The organism is Thermodesulfobacteriota bacterium, assembly GCA_040753795.1.
Classification (GTDB): Bacteria; Desulfobacterota; Desulfobacteria; order Desulfobacterales; family Desulfosudaceae; genus JBFMDX01.
Genome location: JBFMDX010000009.1, coordinates 24,601 through 47,800, shown reverse-complemented (window position 1 = coordinate 47,800; position 23,200 = coordinate 24,601). Strand labels below are relative to the sequence as shown.

The following is a 23,200-nucleotide window of genomic DNA, read 5'->3' as shown; positions in this document are numbered from 1 at the left end:
TCTTTCCAGGGCGAAGTCCGGCGGATACCGGCGTCAGGCGGCCGGGTAGTTGATTTCGGCAAGAAGATTGAGAATCGCCTGACGGGTGGCCGGGGCTTCCCACTGGACGGTAATAGTCTTTGCGTCCGGATCACCCTTCACCTGCTTGACGCCGGCCATTTCCATCAGTTCATTCTTAATGGTCATGACACAGTGCCCGCAGGTGATGCGGGGTATGGAAAAGGTCTCTTTTTCCATCGGCTGCCTCATTTAGTAATTTGTTTCGGTTCATCTTTCCGTGGATCGCTTTTCTGGTCTGTCAACTGACAGGCAGGGCGCATTCAGGTGGAAATCCCCAGCCGGGGCAGAATTACGATCTGCAGGAGCAGATACACGGCCACAATGGCAAATACGATGATCAGTTCTTTCATGGTTTGTCGCTCCCTGATGATAATCTGGAAATAATATCATGCGGGAATCCGGCCCAAACGAGTTGCATGACAGGTTGTAATATATAAATAAATTAAGTCTTTTTAACATATTGTCAATGATTCATAAAGCGCGCGAAGATCATCTCGCCGGTTTTCCCCGGAATACGGCCCAGAGTCGGTGGAACCGGATCAACCCATCTCAAGGGTTTCTCCGCGGTTACTGGTGTCCCGTACCGCCCGCATCACCGTTCACGTTTTCCCCGGCGCAGGTGTTTCGCTCCAGCCGCGATACCGGATCCTGGTGGTAATACGCCTTGAGTACCCGGTAAAGTTCCGGCGCCTGGTTGACCATCTGCCGGGGCTGATCGAAAAACTGCTCCGTGGCCACGGCAAAAAATTCAGCTTCACTGGCAGCGCCGTAAGCGTCAAGAAAGGAGATTCGTCCTTGTTCGGCGTCGTGTCTGAGCCGCAGATATTCCGTCGAGCAGGTGGTTACCCAGTCCCGGTATTCGGCCCGGTCCCGCAGGGGTGGCGTGCCGTCGGCGGCGCCGTCGAGCATGTCCAGCTTGTGGGCGAACTCGTGATAGACGACGTTATGGCCCCGTTCGGGATGGCGCCCTCCCCGCAGGGCCGCGTTCCAGATGATGATGACCGGCCCCTGCCGGAAGGCCTGCCCGACAATCGGCTGGCCGGGTTCGATCGGCGCCTGGACGACCTCAAAGACGCCGGGTTGCCTCGGGGGCGCGATTACCGTCGATGGGTAGACGATGATGGTCATCACGTTCCGGTAATAGTTGTGCTCCAGGCCCAGAAGCAGCAGGCAGGCCTGGGCGGATATGGTTACCCGGATCTCGTCGGTCAGGACCAGGCCGCCGGCCCCTTCCCAGTATTTCTCGGCAATGAAGACCTGGATCAGGGCACGCAGCCGGGCGCGGTCGTTTTCATCGAGCAGGCAGTAGTGAGCGACATTGCGCCGGACGATCTCCTCCCAGGCGGCGGGAAACGCCGCCGCTGTCAGTTTCTTCCGGCGGTGACGGGTGAACCATGGCAGCATGGACGTTCCTGAAGAAAATAAAAAATCCGGGGCAAATTACACACTTCAGCAGCCCCATAAGATTGACTCTTATCATTGTTATGATAATAATAGAATTAAATAAACAAGCGCAAAGACGAGCAACACTTTAATCAAGCAACAGGCCCAGCCTTTACACAAGATTTTTCCCTTCGCCATGATTCAAGGAACAAACCCATGAGCAATCGTATCCAACGTTTAAAGGAAGCAGTGCAATCCGCCGTGCCGGGCGTCTGCCCGGAGCGGGCCCTGCTCTGGACGGAATATTTTAAGGAAAAAGCCGTTCGGACCGACCCCATGGCCGTTCAGATCGCCGGGGCCGTGCGCCACGTGCTGGAAAACAAAAGTATTGCCATCTTCCCGGATGAAATCCTGGCCGGCAACTACACCTCCCGTCGCGTGGGCGGCATCATCTATCCCGAGTCTCACGGCTTAAGCGCGCTGGCGGAGATTTTTCGGTTTCACCGGCGGCCGGTCAACCCCCTGGAAAGCACGCCCGCCGACCGCTGGAAGCTTTTCGCCATCATTCCTTTCTGGGTGACCCGGTGTATCCCCTGGCAGGCCTTTGACGGTGCCGGAAAGCGGCTGGCGTTTCTACGGGGCCAGATGAAGGCCGATCAGTATCAGATCTATGAGACCGGCGGCATCTCCCATCTGACGCCGAACCATGAAAAGTTACTGGCCGTCGGTCTGGAAGGATACATAAAAGACCTGCAGGCGGTTCAGGAAAAGGCAACCGCGCAGGCGCAGCGGGATTTCTACCGGGCCGCCGGGATCGCCGCCGACGGCCTGACCGCCTTGGCCGACCGCTACGCGGCCCTGGCCGCAAGCAAGGCCGGGACCGAGCCCGACTCCGGACGTAAAGCCGACCTGGAGCGCATTGCCAACGCCTGCCGGCAGGTTCCCCGTCTCGGCGCCCGGACCTTTTTCGAGGCGGTCCAGTCCATGCTGCTGACCCATATCGCCCTGTTCCAGGAGAGCATGGGCGAAAGCCTCTGCCTGGGCCGGGTGGACCGGATTCTCTTTCCCTATTATCAGAAGGACCTGGCCGCAGGCTGCCTGACCCGTGACCAGGCCAAGGAAATCCTGGCCGCCTTCTGTATCAAGCTCAACGAAACCGTGCCGGCGTTTCCGGACATTCTGGTCAGGACCCTGGGCGGCATGACCAGCTACCAGGTGGTCACCATCGGTGGCCTGGACGAGAATGGCGAAGACGTCACCAACGACTTGAGTTTTATCCTTTTAGAACTCATGGACGAGCTGCGCCTGCGCCAGCCCAATTCCCACATCCGGGTTCACAAAAACACGCCCCGGGAATTTTTCGACCGGATCGTCCGGGTGACCACCGGCAACGGCAGTGCGCCTGCCCTCTATAATGATGAAACGATCATCGACGCCATGCTCAAGGCCGGCTATTCCCTGGCCGACGCCCGTAACTACGTGGCCATCGGGTGCGTGGAGCCCACCTCCCAGGCCAAGACCCTGGGATCCACCGACGCCGCCATCCTTAACCTGCCCCTGGCCCTGGAACTGGCCTTGAATGAAGGCCGATGCTTCGGCTCCCGCAAACGCATCGGCGCCAAAACGCCGCCGGTCTCGCAAATGAAGTCGATGGCGGACGTGACCGCGGCCTATCGGATCCAGCTCCGGCGCCAGCTGGGCAAACTCTGGGCCGACCTCCAGGCCATTGAAAAAGCCCATGCCGCCTTCCATCCCACGCCCCTGACCAGCCTGCTCATCGACGGTTGTCTTGAAAAAGGAAAATGTTCCACCGCCGGCGGCGCGGTCTACAATTTTTCCGGGATTCAAGGGGTGGGCATGACCACGGTGGGTGATTCACTTTATGCGCTTGAAAAGGTCGTGTTCATCGACCGATCCATGACCCTGACGGCCCTGGTAGAGCAACTGCGCGGTGGTCTGACCGATGATAAGATCCGCGTGACGCTTCGTCGCCTGGAGAAGTTCGGCAACGACGACCCGGCCGCGGATCAATGGACGCGGTTTGTGCTGGACGATTACGTCGAGGCCGTTACCGCTCTGGGCAGCAACACCCGCGGCGGCCCTTACACCGCGGGTATCTATTCCAACACCACCCATATTCATTTTGCGAAATTCGTGGGTGCCCTGCCCAACGGCCGGCGCCGGGGAGAACCCTTTGCCTCGGGCCTGGCCCCGGAAAACGGCATGGACCGCCGGGGCCCCACGGCCCTGGTCAACTCCATGAACCGTCTGGATTTCACTCGCGTGACCAACGGCATCAATTTCAACATCAAGTTTAATGCCATGAACATGAAGGACGAGGCCGGGCAAAACGCCCTGGGCAGCATTTTGCGGGTTTACTTTGACCGCGGCGGCATGCAGGTCCAGGCCAACATGCTCGACCCGAAAACCCTGCTGGAGGCCAGGGACAACCCCGGCCTTCATCCCTATCTGCTGGTGCGCGTTTCCGGCTATTCCGCCTACTTTAACGATCTTTCCCCGCAGATGAAGGACGAGATCATCGCCCGGAGCTTCAACACGGTTTAAATAAGGTATTCAGTATGAGGAGGATTTTCAGATGCACTTATACGATTTGAACGAGTTTATCAGCCTTTCGTCCGGCCTGAACTATCTGCTCGGCGCAACCCAGGGCAAATGGCCCAACTGCCTGGCCCTCATCCTCGACCGGCAGCCGCTGCCCGAGAGGGAGCAGGTCGTGCTGCTTGATGTGCTGGACTATCTTGACGCAGCCTATCAGGGAAGACGACGGCGCCTCGGCTCGCTTGCCGTTCTCCATCCCCTCCGTGCGGCCGCCATTCTGGTGCGCGCCCGCGGTAAGCCCCAATTCCTGGAGATTCTCACCGAGTTGGTCCATGACAAAAGAGAGGATCTGCCGGACACGGCCGAATTGGAAGCCCGTTTCCACTCGCTTTTGAAACGGATCGATCCCAATGCAGAATGGTTCCTGATGGAGCGACTCGACTGGCTGACCCGTCGGCCCGGGGAAACCTATTTCAACTACATGGGCCGTTTGCTCGACCATGCCGTGCAGACCCCGGAGATCTTGCGGGCCAAACTCGCCGACGGCCTCGACAACGTGCTCGACCTGCGCATCGACGTTTTCGACCGTCTGCCGGTCGATCGATTCCACGAAACGATATTCAAGATCCTCTTCGAAAAGCACTATCAAGGTTACCAGCCGACGGAACCGCACCCGCCCGAATCCCCCCTTAATGGCGCTGACCGTCTTTACCGCCTCTTCAAAAGCACGGTCATCCTCTCACTGATCCGGCAACGCCGCATTCCGCTGGACGACTGCGCCAAACGCCTCTTCGATGCGCTGGCTAAAGCCTGTATGTATGAGGCCCAGCGGATTGTGCTGCATATTTTCATGTATCATCTGCCCGACAAACAGGAACAGCGCGAATTGGTTCTCAAAACGATAAAATACACGGTAACCGGGGGGATTGATTGCGTGACCATGACCTCTTCCACCCACCCCCTCGACGGGTTCCTCACCAACTACTTTGACCATGGCGACAAAAATTTGCGCGAGGCCCAACTCAAAAAGCTCTATCAGGACAAATCACTGATGACCCAGAGCGCCCTCGCTTTCGTCGTCCTTTTCCAGAAATTTCTCGATAATCCGGACTATTATTTAGGCGGGGTCTCTTCGGCCGGTCTTAGTTGCGGGTTAAACGAACAATTTTAGAATTCTTTTGGTTGAGGATACCCTAATCATGCGGAGCAGCCACTTCGAAAACCAACCATCAAAGTATCCCATGTTTTTTCGCATCCGATCCTGTTATTTCGGCAGGCGCATCCAGCCGGGTACCGCCGGATTGAGCAGCCACAGGTAGCGCTGGTCGATTCGCGGCTGAATTCCCAGCACCAGCGGAACCAGTCGCCGGGGACCCCAGGGGTGAGTGGCCCACAGCAGGCGACGGGTCAGGTAGGCCAGACGCCACCACCGGTTCATCCGACGGAATTCCGCCGCTGCCCCGGCCCGGTCCTGCACGGCCATGGCCGCGATCTTCCCGGAGACCAGGGCGCCATGCACGCCCAGGACCATGAGGGGGTCCTGCATGCCGGCCAGGGTGCCCGTGAGGATGAGACGGCCGGAGAAAAGCCGAGGGTTGAACAGGGTGCCGGTGGGGGTGCCCACCAGGTTTTCGATCATGTTCCATTGGGGAAAGGAAAGTGCTTCGTCCTCCTGAAGCTGCCGGGGAAACCACTCCAAGGCTTCCACCGAAAGGGGTCTGCCCCGCTGAAAGAGGACGGCGGCGCCGACGCCGTTGGCCGAGGCGTAATAGGCATAGTCCTGCGTGAGCTCGTGGTAATAGGCCACGCAGAAGGGGCTGCGGCCTTCGGGCGCCGGACCTCCGGCAAAATATCCGTAAGCTCGGCTGTAGGGGATGTCCAGGGCGTCAAAGGCGTGGCGGAACATGCCCGTGGCAATGATGGCGTCGGGCGGAAGACCGCTGAAATCCTGGCGGGTGCGGATGGGGGTGTCAAAGGAGAAATTCACCCCGCTTTCCACGGCCAGGCGGTAAAGAACCATGTCCAGAGACGAGGGCCGCTGTCCGCGCTCAACCATCTTCATGTGGACATCATCCGGAAGGGCCAGGTCCATTTTCTTGCCGAACATGCGGAATCGCAACATCGGCAGGGGATTGCAGAAGGTCGCGGAGCGGGGATCCCCGGAAGAAGAAAGGGGAAAACCCAGATAACGGCTCATGGCCTCAATATCCAGGGGCGTCATGTCCGCGAAGCAGACGTCGGACCCGCTGACGGCAGAGGCGTGGAGAGAGGCGCCGCCGACGGCTTTTTTCTGCTCCAGGACGGTGACGGCATATCCCCGGCGGGCCAGGATGATGGCCGCGGTCAAGCCTGAAAGGCCCGCGCCCACGATGGTGATCTGTTTCATGATATTCCCCCCATGTGTTGTCTGAATGAATATGATGATTATTATCCGGTAACAATCCACTTTTCCAGAAAATTCCGGACCAGACCGCCGCCTTTTTCCTGCGCCGCATCCGCCGGTCATGTTTCCAGGGACTGACCCGCGAAGGCAGCGCCGGTTTCCCGGGTCAGTTTTTCCTCCACCAGCCGGAAGGTTTCATGCCAGTCCCGGCCCGGGCCGCCAAGAGGGAGGGCCTGGCAGCGGGTCAGGATTTGTCCGTCACGAGTGCGGATTGTAACGCGGCTGGCGAAAGGCATGGTGAATTGTTCCAGGGCGCAGTCGCCCAGATCATAGGGGCGATGCCCTGCGAGGGAGAAAGGGGTTGCGGGACTTTTCTTAAGGAGTTTCTTCGGAAGTTTTAACGCGATTTTGAAAAGAATACCGGCGTACTGGCGAAAATCATCCCGGGAAAGGCCGATCGGATGATTATAATTTCCCCGGATCTGATTGCGGGCAGCCAGCAGTCGTCGCCACCCGATCTGCCGGACCGCTTTTCGCAGATTCAGCGTCCGGTCCATGGCCGCCATCAGATCCAGGGTCAATTGCCAGTCATGGCGCAACCGGACTTTCGCGGACAGCTCCAGTATGCGGCCGGCGTTGGCGCGCAGAGACGCTTCGGACAGGTCATCGGTGGTCAGACGGCCGTTTAACAGCGCCAGCGAAATGTTTCCGGGAATGGAAAAATTGATGGAGACCGGATTTAAGGGGTCAAACGAGCCGCCCGTGCGGCTGAGCAGGTCCATTTCCACGGTCAGGAGAGTGGCGTCCACCCGCACGTCCGTCACCTCTTCCGGCATCAAGGCCTTGCCTGCCGTTTTTTCGTATTCCTGACGCAGAGCCAGCACGGCGTCCACGGTGGTGTCGATATAGGCACAGCCGGGATAAATCTTATATGCCAGGGTGTCGGTGACCCAGGCGCGTCCGAAACCGGAGATGAAAAACGAGGTGTCCACAAAGCTAAAGCGCTTCAGAAAACCCTGGGGGTGTTCCAGAAGGCTCAACGGCCCTGTCGCTCCGGCCGCCGCCAGCAGGGCAGCCTGGACCCCGGTCACGGCCGGCGTGGCCGCGGTGGTGGCTTTTGAGTCCGGGCCCATGAAGCCGGGAAAGAGCAGGTAGGGCGGCTGATACAGGGCAATGGCCAGGGCATGGGCCGTTTGCCGGGCATCCAGACCCATCAGCCGGGAAGCGGCCGCGGCCGATCCGGCCAGGTGAATCGGCGACCAGGTCTGGCCGTTGTGCGGGCCGATGACGATGGCGGCGCCCAGCCGGCCTTCGATTTCGTTGGCGATGATCTGGGCGGTCAGGGCTTCGGCCGTCGTTCGCTCCTCCTGCTCGGCCACTGCCAGGGAGACGCACACGGCGCTGTGGCCGGTATGGCCGAATAAAAGGTAGTCGTCATAATCCAGGGCCAGGCTCAGGGCGGCGTTGCCGTAGATCGCGGCCAACAGATCCACCCGTTTGCCCGCCGGCAGGAGGGTGCACTTGCCCGATGACGCCCACCGCTTCAGCCCGGCCAGAATTTTAAGGCCGATGTCATGGCGGGCGCTGGCGGCAATGGCCGCGATGACGGACATTTGCTGCAGGCGGGCCTTGGCTTTAACGCGTTCGGGGATATCCGTTTCCTGAAGCCCGATGGCCCACTCGGCTATCTGTTCGATCAATGTTGCCACTGTTTTCACCTCCTGCTGCTTGCATGAAGCGCCATTTGGGTTAGGATGTTTGCCGGAATGACGAAAGGGAAGACGGTTCATATAATATTTTTGATGGTACCTGCCCCGGCAGCAGGTGTCAATGTCGCCCGGGGCATTCCGATATTCCGATTATCCGCAACAGCGACAACAAACTTGACTTCATCCGCCATTTGTGAGATATAATTAACCTCCTGAATTTTATCGTCAATGATTTTTCAAATCCAAACCATATCTTAACGTTCCATTCGACAGGCGGGGGGACAATCATGCCGCAACCCACGATCAATTCCGAAGCAATCGCGTCTTCCGATATCCAGGCAACCAAATCCGACTTTGAAAAAACATTTCAGTTTCAGAAAACCGCTTTTTTAAAGAATCCCTGTCCGTCCGCGGAGGAGCGTATCGCTCACTTGGCGCGGCTGAAGAAGAGCCTGGTTGTGTGTAAAGAGGATATTGTCGGGGCGCTGAACGCCGATTTCGGGGCCCGCTGCCGGGATGAGACCCTGCTGGCCGAACTGGTCTCCACTATTGAAAGTATAAAATACACCATTCGCCACGTGAAAAAATGGATGAAGCCCTCCCGGCGCCGGACTTCCCTGCTGTACCTGCCGGCTTCGTCACTTGTCTATTATCAGCCCCTGGGTGTGGTCGGCATCATCGCGCCCTGGAATTATCCGGTCTATCTCTCCATGGGACCGCTGATCTGCGCTCTGTCCGCTGGAAACCGGGCCATCCTGCGCATGAGCCGGTGTACTCCGAAAACGGCCGAGGTCATGAAGCGGCTTATCGCTGAAACGTTCAACGAGGACCTGGTGGCCCTGTTCACGGGTGACGATGTTTCCGGCAGCGACTTTACGTCCCGGCCGTGGGACCACATGATGTTCACCGGTTCCACGGCGGCCGGAAAAGAAGTCATGCGGGCCGCGGCGGACAATCTCACGCCGGTGACCCTGGAACTGGGCGGAAAATCGCCGGCCATCATCAGCCGGGAGGTGCCCATGAAGGACGCCGCCGAGCGCATCGCCTGGGGGAAAATGCTCAACTCCGGTCAAACCTGCGTATCGCCCGATTACGTGCTCTGCCCGGAGCACCGCATCGATGAATTCGTGGCGGCTTTTCGCGAGTCGGTCGGCCGCATGTACCCTTCCCTGAAGAACAACCCGGATTACACCAGCGTCGAAAACGACCAGCAGTACCGGCACCTGCTGGAACTGCTCCGGGACGCCAGGGAAAAAGGGGCCGAGATTATCGTCGTCAATCCGGCCAACGAGGACTTTTCCGGTTCTCGCAAAATGCCGGTTCATCTGGTGCTGAAAGCAACGGACGAAATGGCCCTTCTTCAAAAGGAGATTTTCGGTCCGGTTTTACCGGTCATTCCCTACCAGTCGCTGGCCGGCGCCGCCCAATACGTCAACGAACGGCCGCGGCCCCTGGCCCTTTATTTTTTTGATTATAACCGGGAGAATGCCGAGTTCATCATCAAACACACCCATTCCGGCGGGGTCGTGATCAACGACGTTATCGTTCATGTGACCCAGGAGGACATGCCCTTCGGCGGCATCGGTCACTCCGGCATGGGACAATATCACGGACATGCCGGATTTCTCACGTATTCCAAGGAAAAAGGGGTGCTGTTCAAACCGAAATTCAACAGCGGCAAATTGATTTATCCGCCATACGGCCGGTGGATACACAGGCTGATCTATAAAATCATGCTGCGGTGAAAGAACCGATTCCCCAGGCGAGAACCGAAACGGTCCGGCAGGCTATAATAAAGCTGCTTGACGGACAGGTGCTGCCTGTCGGGGCCATTTCAAAGGAGGTCGGAAAATCTGAAAAGGAAATCTCCGATCATCTGGACCAGATCGGCCGTTCCGGATTGCTCACGATCATTCCGCCGAAGTGCGCTGATTGCGGCTTTGTTTTTAAAGACCGGACAAGAATTAAAAAGCCAGGGAAATGCCCGCTGTGCAGAAGCACTCGTATCCGCCATCCGATGTTTACTATAAAGGTACCCCCTGCCTGATCCTTGGCGGGAAAAACAATAAAGCCAAAAGACAGGTAAAGCGGTTGGCATTAATTACAATGACTATTCGGTCAGCGAGCCGCGCTTGATGGCGTTTTCCCCAAACTTTTCGGTGATGGCCGAAACCGAGCGATCCACCTTTTCCCAGCGGTTCTGCCGGCGGTTGTCCGGGTTAAACAGTTCCATCTGGACACCGGTGGTTTTAAAGACAAGGCCTGTCAGCCCCACGCCGATCAGCCGTACCTTTTTGGGAAGCTTCTGCTTTTCCAGAAGGGACACGGCTTGCTGATAAATGGCGTCCGATGACGCGATGGCCGGGTCCAGGGTGATCTGTCGGCTGGTTTCCGAAAAGTCGGCGTACTTGATCTTGATGAACAGCACCCGGGCCTTGGCATCAAGATCCAGGAGTTCCCGGCAGATCCGGGCGGATTGGCGCAGCAGGTGCTGTTTGAGAAGGACCGGATCGGTCGTGTCCCGGGACAGGGTGGTTTCCGTGCTGACCGACTTGGCCTGGCTCCATGGCACCACCGCGGCGTCATCTTTGCCATGGGACAGGGCGATCAGACGCGCTCCGAACTTGCCCATTTTTTTCATCAGCAGATCCTCGGGGCAGCGGGCCACGTCGCCCAGGGTTTTGATGCCCAGCAGAGCAAGCAGGTCGCGGGTGACCTGACCCACGCCCGGTACTTTTTCAATCGCCAGGGTTTCGATGAACCGGAGCATGGTTTCCGGGGAAATGATGGTCAGGCCGTCGGGCTTGTTCATGTCCGAGGCGATCTTGGCCAGAAATTTCAAGGGCGCGCCGCCCACCGAACAGGTGATGCCGATGGCGCCGCGGACTTTGTCTTTAATTGCCCGGGCGATGGCTTCCGGCGTTCCGAGCAGGCGTTGGCACCCGGAAATATCGATATAAGCTTCATCGATGGAAACCTGCTCCACCAAAGGAGAGATGGTCGACAGGATATTCATGACCTGTTCGGAAACCTCTTTGTAGCGTTCCATGCGGGGGGATATCACGACGGCGGCCGGGCAGAGCCGCAGGGCCCGGGTCACGGGCATGGCCGATTGGACGCCGTACTTTCTGGCCTCGTAGCTGGCGGCCGCCACCACCCCCCGGCCGGAACCTTTGCCTACCAGCACGCAGCGGCTCCGGAGGCCGGGGTTGTCGAGCTGTTCAACGGACGCGAAAAATGCGTCCATGTCGATGTGAAGAATCATAAAAATTTCAAGGCGACGTGCCCGGTTCCTGTTCCAGCCACAGATGCAGCAGGTTATAACCGATGGCCAGCAGGGTCGGCCCCAGGAAAATACCGATAAAGCCCCAGGTCAGCAGGCCGCCGATGACGCCCAGGAAAATCAGCGCGATGGGCAATTTGCCGCCGTGGCTGATCAGCAGGGGCTTGATGAAATTGTCGCCGATGTTGATGAAAATGCCCCAGGCAATAGTGAAAATCGCCCAGCCGTTGGCATCCTGGTAGAAAAGCCACACGGACACCGGTATCCAGATCAGGCCGGTGCCGACCTGTAACATGGCCAGGAAGAAGCAGAAGAAGGTCAGCAGCACCCAACCGGGCACACTGGCCAGCCAGAACCCGAAACCGCTCAATATCGCCTGGATGGCGGCCGTGCAGATCACCCCCAGGGAAACCTTTTTGATGGTTTGAGTCGCCGCCTCCAGCGAACTCAAGCCCCCGTCTCCTCCCAGGCGGACGGCCAGTTTCCGGCATTGGCCGGCCATGGCTTCGCCGCTGCCGTATAATACCGCCGATATCACCAGCACCAGAACAAACTGGAGCAGCACCAGACCCAGATGAGCGCCCTGGGCCAGCAGCCAGGCGGTGACTTGCCGGATTTGAGGGCGGATCTGCTCCACCAGCCCATGCATATCGGTGCTGGCCTCATGCCAGAGTTTTTCAAGCCGGGTGCTGATGATGGGGATCTTACTGATCCAGGCGGGCGGGTTTTCCGGCAGGGTGACTTGAGACAGGTCCTTGATGACGTCTCTGGTATTGCTGATCTGCTCCGACAGCGACACCGTCAGAATCACCAGGGGAAGAACCAGAACCAGCGACAGAGCGATGGTCATGATCAGCGTGGCCAGCTTCGAGCGGGAGCCCAGCTTGTTCTTGAGCCGGAGATACAGGGGCCAGGTGGCCACGACGATGATGACCGACCACAGGATGGGCCCTAAAAAGGGAAGGATAATTTTAAAACAGGCAATGGCGATCAGCAGAAAAAAGGTAACGACCGCGATCCGCTCGAGCAGAAGCTGGTGTTTTTCAGCCATGTTGTTCCCTCTTAATCTAAATATGCGGCAATATCGGCTCTGAAATAGCGTTTGACGATCTCATCCAGATCATACCGGGGCGTATCGTCGTCTCTGTTTCCATAAGTGTCGTATAGCGGCTTGGCAATGCCGATGAACACATCGAGAACCTCGGGATCAAAATGAATGGTCCGCCCCTTGATGAGAATATCGATGGTATCTTCAAAGGACAGGGGGCTTTTGTACGGGCGGTGGGAGGTGAGGGCGTCGAACACGTCCGCGATGGCGAAAATCCGCGCCAGGATGGGGATGTCCGTCCCGATCAGACCATCCGGATAGCCCTGGCCTTCAAACTTTTCGTGGTGGCTCTCGACTACGGGCAAGGCATCCTTGAGCCATGAAGAACGGTTGATGATGTCTCTGCCGTGATGAACATGTTTCTTCATTTCCGTGAATTCATTTTCATCCAGTTTTCCGGGTTTAAGGAGGATATTATCCCGGATACCGATTTTGCCGACATCGTGGAGAAAGGCGCCTTTGATGAGGGTGCGTATCATCGAAGCGTCCAACCCCATGGCTTCGGCAATCCGCACCGCGTAGATCGTTACCCGGAAATTATGGATATCGGTGTCGCTGTCCCGCTTGGCAATGGTGCTGCCGATGACGCGGAGCATTTCCATGTTGGCATCCAGCAGCCGCAGGGAGAGCCGCTCCACCCGGCGCAGAAGCTGGACAATCAGGGGATAAAGCAGCAGGGAAGTCGCCAGGACCGTTCCGATGGCAATGGCCAGAGCCTGAAGCAGGTTCCGGAAGGCGGCGCGGTCCTCCTGCTCCGTGGAAGCGTAAAAACCCTCCACATAAGCCGCGATGTCGCCGCGGCTGTTGGCAAAGGGCACCATGGCGTAAACATATCGTCGGGATCCAACCCGGACCCAGGTCATTTCCGGCCGGCTGACGCCGGCGGGGATCCGGTGTTGTCCGGATTCGATATATTGCACCAGATCGTTGATCTGATCATGGTTTTCGTTGACGACTCTGGCTACCTCCGTAAACGAGGCATCGATGATCCGGGCGAACACATAGCGGCCGACATCAAGGTCGGACCCCTGGTAGGCCATGGATTTGACCATCTTTCGAATGGCTTCGTGGCTGCCCAGGTTCGGGGCATCGAGATTCTCCAGAATCAGCATTCGCAGCATGCCGGTCCGCATCAGGGCTTTTTCCCTGGCCTTCTGGAAAACGCGTTCCCGTTCTTTACCGACGACCAGAATGGCGACCAGCACGGAAACGATCAGGGTCACCGCCGCCAGCCGCGTGATGAGCATCAGATGCAGAGACCGGTTTTTTATCATCTTTTTTCTCCGTGCTATAGAAAAATGCCTTTGTCCGAACTATAAGCGCGGCCCTGTCACGGCTTATTTGGCGCCGGCTTTCAAAGCACGGCCGACGATCTCCCGGGCTTCCTGCTGGATCTGTTTTAAGTGGTCTTTGCCCCTGAAGCTTTCGGCGTAGATTTTGTATATGTCTTCCGTGCCGGAGGGTCGGGCGGCGAACCAGCCGTTTTCCGCCGTCACTTTGAGGCCGCCGATGGGCGAATTTTTGTAGGGCGTCCGGGTCAGCACTTCCCGGATGGGCTCTCCGGCCAGGGTATTGTCGGTGATGGCCTCCCGGGACAGGTTGGACAAAATTTTCTTTTCCCGGGCGTCGGCGGGGGCGTCCATCCGTTCGTACACGCAGCAGCCGAACTTTTCCTCCAGGTCCCGGTAGATCTCGCCCGGGTCCTTGCCGGTCCGGGCCATGATCTCGGCGGACAATAGGTCCATGATGATGCCGTCCTTGTCCGTGGTCCAGGCCGTGCCGTCTTTTCGTAAAAAAGAGGCCCCGGCGCTCTCCTCGCCGCCGAACCCGAAGGAGCCGTCGACCAGCCCTTCCACGAACCATTTAAAGCCCACGGGTACCTCGGAAAGGGGCCGTTTCAGGTGGGCGGCGATCCGGTCGATCATGGAGGTGGACACCAGAGTCTTGCCCACGGCCGCGTCCGGGCGCCACCCGGGCCGGTTCTGGAACAGGTACCAGATGGCTACCGACAGGTAATGGTTGGGGTTGAGCAGGCCGGCGCTTTTTGTCACGATGCCGTGGCGGTCGCCGTCCGGATCGTTGCCGAAAGCGATGTCAAATTTGTCTTTGAGCCCGAGCAGCCGCTGCATGGCGCAGGCGGACGAGCAGTCCATGCGGATCTTGCCGTCCTTGTCCACGGTCATGAAGGAAAAGGCCGGGTCCGTGCGGTCGCTGACCAGCTCCAGGGAAAGGCCGTATTTTTCAGCCATGGGCTGCCAGAACCCCACGGTCGAGCCGCCCAGCGGGTCCACCCCGATTTTCAGTCCCGCGGCGGCGATGGCCGGCATATCGATGACATTGGCCAGGTCGGCCACGTACGGGGTGATGTAGTCGTAGCGGACGGTGGTTTCGGCCTTGATGGCCTTTTCAAAGGGAACGCGCCGGATGCTGCCGGTTCCGATTGAAAGGAGGGCATTGGCCCGGTCGGCGATGGCGGCGGTGGCGGCGCTGTCCGCCGGTCCGCCGTGGGGCGGGTTGTACTTGAAGCCGCCGTCTTTGGGCGGGTTGTGCGACGGGGTGACCACGACGCCGTCGGCCTTCCCCCGCCGGTCCTTGCGGTTGTTGTAGGTCAGAATGGCGTGGGAAATGACCGGGGTCGGCGTATACCCCAGGTTGTGATCGATCATGACGACCACGCCTTCGGCGGCAAAAACCTCCAGGGCCGTGGCCATGGCCGGTTCGGACAGGGCGTGGGTGTCGATCCCCAGAAACAGCGGGCCGGTGATGTTGCCGGCCTGGCGGTATTCGCAGATGGCCCGGGAGATGGCCAGGATATGGTCTTCATTGAAGCTGCCGTTGGTCGACGTGCCCCGGTGGCCGGAGGTGCCGAAGGCCACCTGCTGGGCCGGATCGGACGGGACGGGCCTGCGGGTGTAGTATGCGGTTATCAGTCGGGGGATATTTTCCAGTATGGACGCGGGCGCCGGCTTGCCCGCCAGTTCGTGAAGAGTCATGTGTGCCTCGCGATCATGGGGTTGACGGAAGACGGGTAATCAAAAAAATCTGTTTTACATCAGTTATTTATAGCAGGGAAGGGCCGGAGAGTCAAGGGGAATACCATACTTAATTCATTAATGCCTGAAAACTGTTATGCTGAATTCGGCCGAATAAAGCATGACACCTTTTTCCCCCTTTATTTTTTAGCTGCTAATATCGCCGCTCCGATGGCCCCGCAGGACTGGGCCTCTTCCGGCACCTGGAGCTTGACCCCCATCCGTTTCTCAATGGCCGTCCGCATGCCGGCGTTTTTGGACACCCCGCCGGTCATGACCACCGGCTCAGCCACGCCGGTCCGGTGCATCATGGAGGCCAGGCGCGAGGCAATGGAATCGTGAATGCCGGCGATGATGTCCTCCCGGCTTTCTCCCCGGGCGATCATGGAGATGACCTCGGATTCGGCAAAGACCGTGCACATGCTGCTGATAATCACGGGTTTCTTCGCCTTGCCGGCCATGGCGGCAAAATCGGTCAGGTTTACCTGCAGGGCCCGGGCCATGACCTCCAGAAACCGACCGGTTCCGGCCGCGCACTTGTCGTTCATGACAAAGTCCGATACCTCACCGGTTTCGCCGATCTTGATGCATTTGCTGTCCTGACCGCCGATATCGATGACCGACCGCACTTTGGGGAAGAAATAGCGCGCCCCGGCCGCGTGGCAGGAGATCTCGGTGATCTGCCGGCCGGCGATGACCACGCTTTTCCGGCCGTATCCGGTGGACACGACAGCGGCGATATCGGCCTCCTTTTTTCCGGTTTTTCCCAGCATCTTCGTGTAGATATTCCGCCAGGCCAGATTCATGTCGTAGCCGCTGAAGTCCACATCGGTATAAACCAGCCTGTTCCCGTCCATCACGGCGATCTTGGTGGTGATGGAGCCGATATCAATGCCGACCGTGATCATTTTTCTCCCTCGTTTTATGAGTTAATCCAGAAAATCTTTGATGAGGCTGTGTTTGAGCTTGATTTCGTGAATAAGGCGGTCATGGCGCCGCATGCGCCTGATGGAGCGGAAAATCAGGTAAACGCCGATGATGATCAGCGCCAGGTTGATCAGGGCCAGGGGGAGGAGAAGATGCAGCACATTCAGAACGCTGTAATATCTTGAAGTGGCGATCAGAACGCTCATGACCGACAGGGGCAGGGCCAACACCGCGATACCTGTCCGCATCACCGCCAGGGAGGTGCGTTTCTCGGCCAGGATCAATTGGACCTCGTTGATGGCGATGGCGTCTGTCCGGATGATATCGTCGGTCATTTTCAGCGTCTCCTTTTCCGGAAACAATCAAAATTTATAGAAGGCCCTGTCGTTCAAAAACGCTTTCTACCACGCCCCGGGCGTCTTTGCCCATGACATTATCACCTTTGACCGTGCCGGCGAAAGCATGGGTTTCCCCGCCGGCTTCGATATACCCCACGAACCAGCCCAGCGTGTATTTTCCGGAATCGTCAGCCCCGGAGCCGGTCTTGCCAAAAAGTGTTCCGCGATCGGTCTTCCGGACCATCATGACGTCCCGGAGTACGGCCAGGGATCTTTCTCCGAAAGGCAGCTTTTTCGACACCAGACGGTCGATCAGCCGGGCCTGCTCCAGGGGTGAAATCAGAATGGTCTTTCGTCCCCTGACCGGAAGCCAGAAACAGTCGACCCCGGCCGACATGTCCCGGTCGCCATAACCGATCCGGTCCAGCCAGGACCGCATGACGTCGGGACCGATCCTCCTGGCCAGATCCTGAAAAGCGGGCACGCAGGAGACCCGGAAGGCCTCCTTCAGGGTAAGATCCCGGTCCCAGTCCGGTAAAGAGCGGGTCACCCCGTCCCATCGATAAAAGTCCTGGTCGGGGGATGAAATGATCCCGGACTCAAGGCCGATAAGGGTGTTCCAGATCTTGAAGGTCGAGCAGGGGGGAAGCTTTTCGCCGGAAGCCGCCGGCCGGAAGTCATTGACCGCGCCCGTGGCGCAGTCAATGATGACCAGGGCGCCGTCGCGACCGGCAAAGGCCCGAGCGGCGATGTCGTCAGTCGGGCGAAGGTTCGGTCCGCAGGCCAACAGACTGAAGACGATGGTAACCGCTATCGCTGGAAATGGTTTCAAAGTCTAATCTCCCCACGGGCGGCTTGAAGGCTGTCCCTACATTATTATCGCAGCATTAAATCTACCGGAATATGCCGTTTGTCCAGTGGTCGAGCAGGAGATGAACCCGGCGTTTCCACTTCGGCGGGGCGGACATGACATCCCGGGCGCACGCCTCGGCGTGTTGCTGCCATTGCTGATAATCAGCAAGATTCAGGCCGTCGTCAATATGAACGGGATCCTCATCCTCAAAGTCGCCGCCCCAACGCATCCCGGGATCCTCACGGATAAGCCGGATAAAATCCTGTACCGGAGAAGGCTGATCCGGAAGAGACGTTTTTTTCATATCTTCAAACATGTAAAGCCACAGGCCGCTGCGTACATTGATGTCTACGGCATGACCGGCCAGATGGTTGGATCGCTTCCCCGGCACGACTTTGGCGTCTGTTAATACGGCCTCGGGATGACGGAAGCTGTGAACCACCAAAATTTTTACCCCGGTTGCCCGGGCATATCCGTCCAGCCGCCGCATGGGCTCCAGAAAATCCCGATGGACCAGGATCTGTTGGCCGCGATATCCGCGGATGCTGTCCGAAGCATATTCCCTCAGGTGGTTCGCTCCGGTCAGATCCAGATGGGTCCAGAACTGATCGAAAAAATAGAAATAGATAACCCCCGCCGCCGGAAGGACGGCAAAAATGATAAGTACCGCCGGTAGTCTGGGGACCGTCTTCTTCATCGAACATAAACCCGGCGCGGCCGCGTTATCCGCCGTCCTGGCCGGCATACCGCTTCGCGCGCGCTTCGATTTCAGCCGCCGCTCCGTTTATCTGCGGATCCGTAAAGCCGGCGTCGCTTAAGCAGGAGTGGAACTTGCGGTAGGCGGTGTTGCGTTGGGCAAAGGACGTCTGGCCTTTAATGTTTCCATAAATGGCGTTTTCAAGATTTCCAGCCAGCATCTTACAGCTTTCGGGTATGGGCGGCGGCTGTTCAATGGCGGACGCGTCGCTTTCGACCGCAGCCTCTTCTTCCACGGCAACATCATCCGATGACCCGGCGAAAAAATGCTGATAGGCAAAATAGCCCGCAATAACTAAAACGATAATAATGATGGCCTGTTTCACGATCGGTCTCCTTAAAGCGTCCATTTTTTATTAAAATAGGTCTCTTTGACGGATCCGGCTTTATCTTTTGCCCATTCTTCCAGCCCCATTTTTTTGATCAGGCATAAATTGAATACCTTGGTGTTGTGGGGTACTTTTGCGGCTTTATCCGCGTAAGGGTGAAGCAGGTCGCAGGGGAAGTCCGGGCAGTCGCAGCAGAAGGAAATGTTTCTGCTTTCCACGCAGGGATAAACGCGGCATTTCACGGGAAGAAAGGGAATGTTGCCGCCATGGTTGCGGCAGCCCCGGCAGACCACTTTTTCCGCTTCCTCGCTGGAGATGTTGAAGGCGGCGGCGATAACGGGTTTCAAATCAGGGTTGTCACCGGCCAGATAGCAGATGCAGTTAAAACAGTCCAGGCCGCACGGCGCGGTCATTTGCCTGTAATCCATTTTTCCCTCCGGTTGGTGTAAAAAAGTATCAGTCCGACGGTCAGACCTCCGGTCAGCTTTCCGTCCGGAATCCCTCGTGAAAGGTGGTCGTTCCCCGCGGCGTGAGTTCGTCTAAAGGCAGCGCAAAAAAGACCCCCGGCTTTTTCTTAATATGTATAAAAACCCCTGCCCGTCTTCCGGCCCAGCCAGCCGGCCTCCACATATTTTCTTAACAGGGGGCAGGGCCGGTATTTGGAATCCTTGAACCCGTTATACAGGGTTTCCATTATCGCCAGGCAGGTGTCCAGGCCGATCAGGTCGGCCAGGGCCAGGGGCCCCATGGGGTGGTTCATGCCCAGCTTCATGACGGTATCGATGCTTTCCCGGGTGCCGACGCCATGATACAGGCAGAAAACGGCCTCGTTGATCATGGGCAGCAGGATCCGGTTGGCGATAAATCCCGGATAGTCATTGGCTTCAGCCGGCGTTTTTCCGAATTTTATCGAAAGATCCCAGGTGGTTTTAAATGTCTCGTCCGACGTGGCCAGGCCCCGGATGACTTCCACCAGCTTCATGACCGGCACCGGGTTCATGAAATGCATGCCAATCACCAGCTCCGGACGGGAAGTGCAGGCGGCGATTCTGCCGATAGGAATCGATGAGGTGTTGGTCGCCAGGATAACGCCTTTGCCGCAGATTTTATCCAGTTCCCGGAAGATATTGAGTTTGAGGGTTTCGTTCTCGGTGGCGGCTTCGACCACGAAATCCGCCCGGGCCATGTTTTTCAGATCAATGGATGTTTCGATTCTTTTCAGCGTCGCATCCATGACCTCCTGGGCCAGTTTCCCTTTTTCCACTGATTTTTTAAGGTTGGCGGTGATGGTGTCCAATCCTTTTTTGACAAACCGTTCTTCGATGTCGTGCATAATGATGTTCAAGCCGCTCATGGCGGCGACCTGGGCGATGCCATTGCCCATCTGTCCGGCGCCGATGACGCCGAAAGTCCTGATTTCCATTGTTCACCTCACATTAGTTGCCGTTACGGCGGTTACAAAATACTTTTGTTTCTTATGCCAGTCGATCACATTCTTCAATATAGCGCCGCGCCTGGGGAGAATCCGGAAACCGGTTGAAGCACTCCCTGGCCCGGTCGATTCGGTCCAGGTTAAGATAAGATGTCCCCAGGCAGAGGGTCAGGGGCTCGCTGTCGGGAAAACAGTCAAGGCCCCGGGTTAATATATCGGCGGAAGCCCGGCTGTCGTTCTGCTGCTGGTAAAGCATGCCCAGGCCCAGAAAGGCCCGGTGGTCCGGGTGGTACGACAGCGCTCGGCGGTAGAGTTCCTCAGCCAGTCCCGGCTTGTCCTGGATATGGGGATTGGCGGCGTAATCGCCATGGGTAAAGGTCATGGCCAGTCGGGAGTAAAAATCGGCCTGGCCGGGGGAAAGACAGGGGTCTTCCGTCAGGGAGCAGGCCCGTGCGAAATCCGGCAGGCGCTCATAAAAGAAGGTCCGCAACCGTCGACCGAATTCCATTACCGCCGATCGGGACAGGCTGGCGTCGGTTTCAAAATAAGGGATATCTTCCATCCGCCGCATCCAGATCTCATCGGTCCGGCCGGTCCTTTCCAGGTAATCGCGATAAAGGGCGGTTCCCGGGAAAAGGGTGAGCATGTAGAAAACGACGCTCAGCGGTTTTATCTCTTCGATCAGGTCCAGGGAGGCCTCAATGGTGTCGTCGTTTTCCCCCGGAGAACCGTAAATAAAATAGGCCCGGGCCAGAATGCCGTGGCGCATGGTTTGCTCAAATGCCTCTATGATTCGCGTCCGGGAAATGCGTTTGTCTAAAACGCCGCGGATGGCTTCGGATCCGCTTTCCACGCCGTAGCTGATCTGGATGCAGCCGGCCCGCCGCATCCAGGAAAGGATTTCCGCGTCCACCAGATCAACCCGGGAAATGGCCGCCCAGGTGATGGGCAGTTTTTCCGCGACAATGGTCCGGCAGACGGTTATGGCGAGATCTTTTTTCAAGGTAAAAGTGTCGTCGGAAACATAAAAAAAACGGACCCCTTTTTCATACAGCAAACGGAGCTGCCGCACAAAATAGTCCGCGGAATGAAACCGCACCCGTCGGCCCCAGAAGGCCGGTGAACCGCAGAAGGTGCAGTTTTGCGGGCACCCCCGGCTGATGGCCACATGCTGATAGGAGAAATAGCGGGCCGGGTTGGGCAGGCGGTCCAGGTCTTCTATCAATACCGGCGGGCCGGTATGAACGATTTCCCCGTCTTTTCTATAAGCCAGTCCTTTTATGCCGGACAGGGATTGTTTCCCGCCGCCGGCCAGTGATTCTGCCAGGCCCAGAAAGGCGTATTCGCCTTCACCGACCACCACATAGTCGATCTGGGGAAAATGGTCCAGCAGGTGACGCCATAAAAAGGTGGCGCCGACGCCCCCGAACACGGTGACAATGGCCGGGTCGATTGTTTTGACCCGGCCGGCCATGTCGATGCCGCCCCAGCGGTTGGCGTGAACAATCGAGAACCCGACGATATCCGGTTTGAAATCGTTTACAAACGTATCCATGTTGTCGGCCGGAGTGCCGGGCGCGAACATATTCAACAGTTGAACCGAATGTCCGTGCTCGGACAGCAGGGCGCCAAGATAGTAAAGGCCCATGGGAACGGCGCTGATGTCGGTCGCGTCCATCCGGTTGTCAAGAAAGCAGGGATATACCAGAAGAATCTTCATAAACGAAATCGCCGGTACGGGCACTGACGATAGCGTCCTGGCCGGGCAAGGCCCGGCGCATAATGAACCCGTTATTATCATTGTTTCATATCAGGGCCGCCGGGGTCTGTCAAATTGTCGAGGGCACCCTGAAAATATGGCGGGAATGGAATTTTTTCATTATACTTGATTCCATGCGGATCCGGGTATGGTTTAAAACCCCCTAACGATCAACACGATATGCGTACCGGTATCGCCAACCTTCCCCTTCACGGCGGCAAAGCGCCGGCCTGGCTCTTTAACCGCATGCGGAAGCTGGCCGGTGAAATCGTCAGATTCATCACCTACGAGTTCGGGCCCGAGGAGGTGCTCAACAAGCTCTCCGATCCATTCTGGTTCCAGTGTTTCGGCTGCGTGCTGGGTTTTGACTGGCATTCCAGCGGCGTGACCACCACCGTGTGCGGGGCCGTCAAGGAGGGTATCAGGGGCATGGAAAAAGAACTGGGTTTTTTTGCCGCCGGCGGAAAAGGCGCCACATCCCGGAAAACCCCGGCGGAGATAGCAGGCTGGGCGGAAAAAATCTCCTCCATTTCCCCGGATGCGCTGGTGTATGCCAGCCGCATGTCCGCCAAAGTCGATTCGGCGGCGGTTCAGGACGGTTATCATCTGTATCACCACGGGTTTTTCTTCACCCGGACCAACAAATGGTGCGTCGTCCAGCAGGGCATGAATGACGCCAATCATTACGCCCGCCGGTATCACTGGCTTGGTGCCGGCGTGACCAGTTTTGTCAACGAACCCCATGCCGCCGTGTGCGCCCAGCAAAAAGCGGCCACGCTGAACCTGGTCGCCGGGGAAAGCGAGCCGTGCCGCGAGGTCTCCTGCCAGATTTCCCGCGAGCAGCCGGAAAAGCTGCTGACGGAACTAAACAAAATTCTTACGCTGGACATGACGGCCGATCACTGGATCAACCGTTCCAGGGACATCAATCCTAAGTATCTGGAAAAAACGTTTTTAAAAGTCTATGAAGGCCAGCCTGCGGATTTCGCCGGGCTGCTGGGACTGGAGGGGGTGGGACCCAAAACCATCCGGGCGCTGTCGCTGATTGCCGATATCGTTTACGGCGCCAGACCGAGTTTTCGTGACCCGGCCCGCTATTCCTTCGCGCACGGCGGCAAGGATGGAACCCCCTATCCCGTTGACCGGAAGAGCTATGATCTGTCCATTGAGGTGTTGCGCAAGGCCCTGGACAAAGGCAAAATCGACTATACGGAAAAGGTGAAGGCTTTAAGGCGGCTGGCGGAGTTTCAGCGCGCAGGCTGAATCCGTGGCTGCACCGATACGATAGC

At 57.8% G+C, this 23,200-nt stretch carries 21 protein-coding genes; 5 read left to right on the top strand and 16 right to left on the bottom strand.

The window, feature by feature from the left end:
- Positions 1–33 precede the first annotated feature (33 nt).
- Positions 34–237, bottom strand: a complete 204-nt coding sequence (locus AB1724_11965; GenBank protein ID MEW6078522.1) for a heavy-metal-associated domain-containing protein — start codon at positions 235–237, stop codon at positions 34–36.
- Positions 238–627: 390 nt separating this feature from the next.
- The gene (locus tag AB1724_11960) at positions 628–1,464 is read right to left on the bottom strand and encodes a M90 family metallopeptidase (protein MEW6078521.1); all 837 of its coding nucleotides are present in this window, start codon (positions 1,462–1,464) and stop codon (positions 628–630) included.
- Positions 1,465–1,659: 195 nt separating this feature from the next.
- On the opposite strand from AB1724_11960, the gene AB1724_11955 reads away from it, so the two are divergent.
- Positions 1,660–4,008: a pyruvate formate lyase family protein gene (locus AB1724_11955; GenBank protein MEW6078520.1), complete on the top strand. Its 2,349-nt coding sequence runs from the start codon at positions 1,660–1,662 to the stop codon at positions 4,006–4,008.
- Between the two features lie 31 nt (positions 4,009–4,039).
- Positions 4,040–5,173: a hypothetical protein gene (locus AB1724_11950; protein ID MEW6078519.1), complete on the top strand. Its 1,134-nt coding sequence runs from the start codon at positions 4,040–4,042 to the stop codon at positions 5,171–5,173.
- Positions 5,174–5,266: 93 nt separating this feature from the next.
- On the opposite strand, the gene AB1724_11945 is transcribed toward AB1724_11950, so the two are convergent.
- Both AB1724_11945 and AB1724_11940 read right to left on the bottom strand, forming a co-directional pair.
- Positions 5,267–6,388, bottom strand: a complete 1,122-nt coding sequence (locus AB1724_11945) for an FAD-dependent oxidoreductase (GenBank protein MEW6078518.1) — start codon at positions 6,386–6,388, stop codon at positions 5,267–5,269.
- Positions 6,389–6,504: 116 nt separating this feature from the next.
- Positions 6,505–8,094, bottom strand: coding sequence for an MmgE/PrpD family protein (locus AB1724_11940; protein ID MEW6078517.1), 1,590 nt, complete (start codon positions 8,092–8,094; stop codon positions 6,505–6,507).
- A 287-nt stretch (positions 8,095–8,381) separates the two neighbouring features.
- Between AB1724_11940 and AB1724_11935 the strand changes: the two genes are divergently transcribed.
- A complete protein-coding gene (locus AB1724_11935) occupies positions 8,382–9,839 on the top strand; it encodes a coniferyl aldehyde dehydrogenase (GenBank protein MEW6078516.1) in 1,458 nt (485 codons plus the stop codon).
- Positions 9,836–10,141, top strand: coding sequence for an ArsR family transcriptional regulator (locus AB1724_11930; GenBank protein MEW6078515.1), 306 nt, complete (start codon positions 9,836–9,838; stop codon positions 10,139–10,141). Before AB1724_11935 ends, AB1724_11930 begins: the two co-directional genes overlap by 4 nt.
- Positions 10,142–10,204: 63 nt before the next feature.
- On the opposite strand, the gene dinB is transcribed toward AB1724_11930, so the two are convergent.
- The 12 genes from dinB to AB1724_11870 all read right to left on the bottom strand — a co-directional run bounded on the left by dinB (position 10,205) and on the right by AB1724_11870 (position 21,872).
- Positions 10,205–11,359 carry a DNA polymerase IV gene (gene dinB, locus AB1724_11925; protein MEW6078514.1) on the bottom strand — a complete coding sequence of 385 codons (1,155 nt, stop codon included), beginning with the start codon at positions 11,357–11,359 and terminating at the stop codon, positions 10,205–10,207.
- Between the two features lie 7 nt (positions 11,360–11,366).
- Positions 11,367–12,428, bottom strand: coding sequence for an AI-2E family transporter (locus tag AB1724_11920; protein MEW6078513.1), 1,062 nt, complete (start codon positions 12,426–12,428; stop codon positions 11,367–11,369).
- A gap of 11 nt (positions 12,429–12,439) precedes the next feature.
- Positions 12,440–13,759: an HD domain-containing phosphohydrolase gene (locus AB1724_11915; protein MEW6078512.1), complete on the bottom strand. Its 1,320-nt coding sequence runs from the start codon at positions 13,757–13,759 to the stop codon at positions 12,440–12,442.
- A 63-nt stretch (positions 13,760–13,822) separates the two neighbouring features.
- Positions 13,823–15,478 (bottom strand): phosphoglucomutase (alpha-D-glucose-1,6-bisphosphate-dependent), encoded by a 1,656-nt coding sequence (pgm, locus tag AB1724_11910; GenBank protein ID MEW6078511.1) that lies wholly within the window; start codon positions 15,476–15,478, stop codon positions 13,823–13,825.
- Between the two features lie 179 nt (positions 15,479–15,657).
- On the bottom strand, positions 15,658–16,425 hold the full coding sequence (locus AB1724_11905) for an acyl-CoA dehydratase activase (protein ID MEW6078510.1): 768 nt from the start codon (positions 16,423–16,425) through the stop codon (positions 15,658–15,660).
- Positions 16,426–16,446: 21 nt separating this feature from the next.
- Complete coding sequence (locus tag AB1724_11900) at positions 16,447–16,779, bottom strand: hypothetical protein (protein MEW6078509.1); 333 nt, start codon at positions 16,777–16,779, stop codon at positions 16,447–16,449.
- 34 nt (positions 16,780–16,813) lie between these two features.
- Positions 16,814–17,614, bottom strand: coding sequence for a penicillin-binding transpeptidase domain-containing protein (locus AB1724_11895; GenBank protein MEW6078508.1), 801 nt, complete (start codon positions 17,612–17,614; stop codon positions 16,814–16,816).
- 61 nt (positions 17,615–17,675) lie between these two features.
- A complete protein-coding gene (locus AB1724_11890; GenBank protein MEW6078507.1) occupies positions 17,676–18,332 on the bottom strand; it encodes a M15 family metallopeptidase in 657 nt (218 codons plus the stop codon).
- A gap of 25 nt (positions 18,333–18,357) precedes the next feature.
- A complete protein-coding gene (locus AB1724_11885) occupies positions 18,358–18,717 on the bottom strand; it encodes a hypothetical protein (GenBank protein ID MEW6078506.1) in 360 nt (119 codons plus the stop codon).
- Between the two features lie 11 nt (positions 18,718–18,728).
- The gene (locus AB1724_11880) at positions 18,729–19,148 is read right to left on the bottom strand and encodes a DUF3795 domain-containing protein (protein MEW6078505.1); all 420 of its coding nucleotides are present in this window, start codon (positions 19,146–19,148) and stop codon (positions 18,729–18,731) included.
- Between the two features lie 146 nt (positions 19,149–19,294).
- Entirely contained in the window at positions 19,295–20,143 is an 849-nt protein-coding gene (locus tag AB1724_11875) for a 3-hydroxybutyryl-CoA dehydrogenase (GenBank protein ID MEW6078504.1), read from the bottom strand.
- A 52-nt stretch (positions 20,144–20,195) separates the two neighbouring features.
- Entirely contained in the window at positions 20,196–21,872 is a 1,677-nt protein-coding gene (locus AB1724_11870; protein MEW6078503.1) for a radical SAM protein, read from the bottom strand.
- Between the two features lie 219 nt (positions 21,873–22,091).
- Here AB1724_11870 and AB1724_11865 point away from each other — a divergent pair, with 219 nt between their 5' ends.
- Complete coding sequence (locus AB1724_11865; GenBank protein MEW6078502.1) at positions 22,092–23,174, top strand: DUF763 domain-containing protein; 1,083 nt, start codon at positions 22,092–22,094, stop codon at positions 23,172–23,174.
- The last annotated feature ends 26 nt before the right edge of the window (positions 23,175–23,200 follow it).

Bases quoted from the DNA above. Each gene is read 5' to 3' on its own strand.
- AB1724_11945 (MEW6078518.1), bottom strand. From the start codon at position 6,388: ATGAAACAGATCACCATCGTGGGCGCGGGCCTTTCAGGCTTGACCGCG.
- AB1724_11935 (MEW6078516.1), top strand. From the start codon at position 8,382: ATGCCGCAACCCACGATCAATTCCGAAGCAATCGCGTCTTCCGATATC.
- AB1724_11950 (MEW6078519.1), top strand. From the start codon at position 4,040: ATGCACTTATACGATTTGAACGAGTTTATCAGCCTTTCGTCCGGCCTG.
- pgm (MEW6078511.1), bottom strand. From the start codon at position 15,478: ATGACTCTTCACGAACTGGCGGGCAAGCCGGCGCCCGCGTCCATACTG.
- AB1724_11870 (MEW6078503.1), bottom strand. From the start codon at position 21,872: ATGAAGATTCTTCTGGTATATCCCTGCTTTCTTGACAACCGGATGGAC.
- AB1724_11875 (MEW6078504.1), bottom strand. From the start codon at position 20,143: ATGGAAATCAGGACTTTCGGCGTCATCGGCGCCGGACAGATGGGCAAT.
- AB1724_11890 (MEW6078507.1), bottom strand. From the start codon at position 18,332: ATGAAGAAGACGGTCCCCAGACTACCGGCGGTACTTATCATTTTTGCC.
- AB1724_11915 (MEW6078512.1), bottom strand. From the start codon at position 13,759: ATGATAAAAAACCGGTCTCTGCATCTGATGCTCATCACGCGGCTGGCG.
- AB1724_11965 (MEW6078522.1), bottom strand. From the start codon at position 237: ATGGAAAAAGAGACCTTTTCCATACCCCGCATCACCTGCGGGCACTGT.
- AB1724_11880 (MEW6078505.1), bottom strand. From the start codon at position 19,148: ATGGATTACAGGCAAATGACCGCGCCGTGCGGCCTGGACTGTTTTAAC.
- AB1724_11960 (MEW6078521.1), bottom strand. From the start codon at position 1,464: ATGCTGCCATGGTTCACCCGTCACCGCCGGAAGAAACTGACAGCGGCG.
- dinB (MEW6078514.1), bottom strand. From the start codon at position 11,359: ATGATTCTTCACATCGACATGGACGCATTTTTCGCGTCCGTTGAACAG.
- AB1724_11920 (MEW6078513.1), bottom strand. From the start codon at position 12,428: ATGGCTGAAAAACACCAGCTTCTGCTCGAGCGGATCGCGGTCGTTACC.
- AB1724_11955 (MEW6078520.1), top strand. From the start codon at position 1,660: ATGAGCAATCGTATCCAACGTTTAAAGGAAGCAGTGCAATCCGCCGTG.
- AB1724_11900 (MEW6078509.1), bottom strand. From the start codon at position 16,779: ATGACCGACGATATCATCCGGACAGACGCCATCGCCATCAACGAGGTC.
- AB1724_11865 (MEW6078502.1), top strand. From the start codon at position 22,092: ATGCGTACCGGTATCGCCAACCTTCCCCTTCACGGCGGCAAAGCGCCG.
- AB1724_11905 (MEW6078510.1), bottom strand. From the start codon at position 16,425: ATGATCACGGTCGGCATTGATATCGGCTCCATCACCACCAAGATCGCC.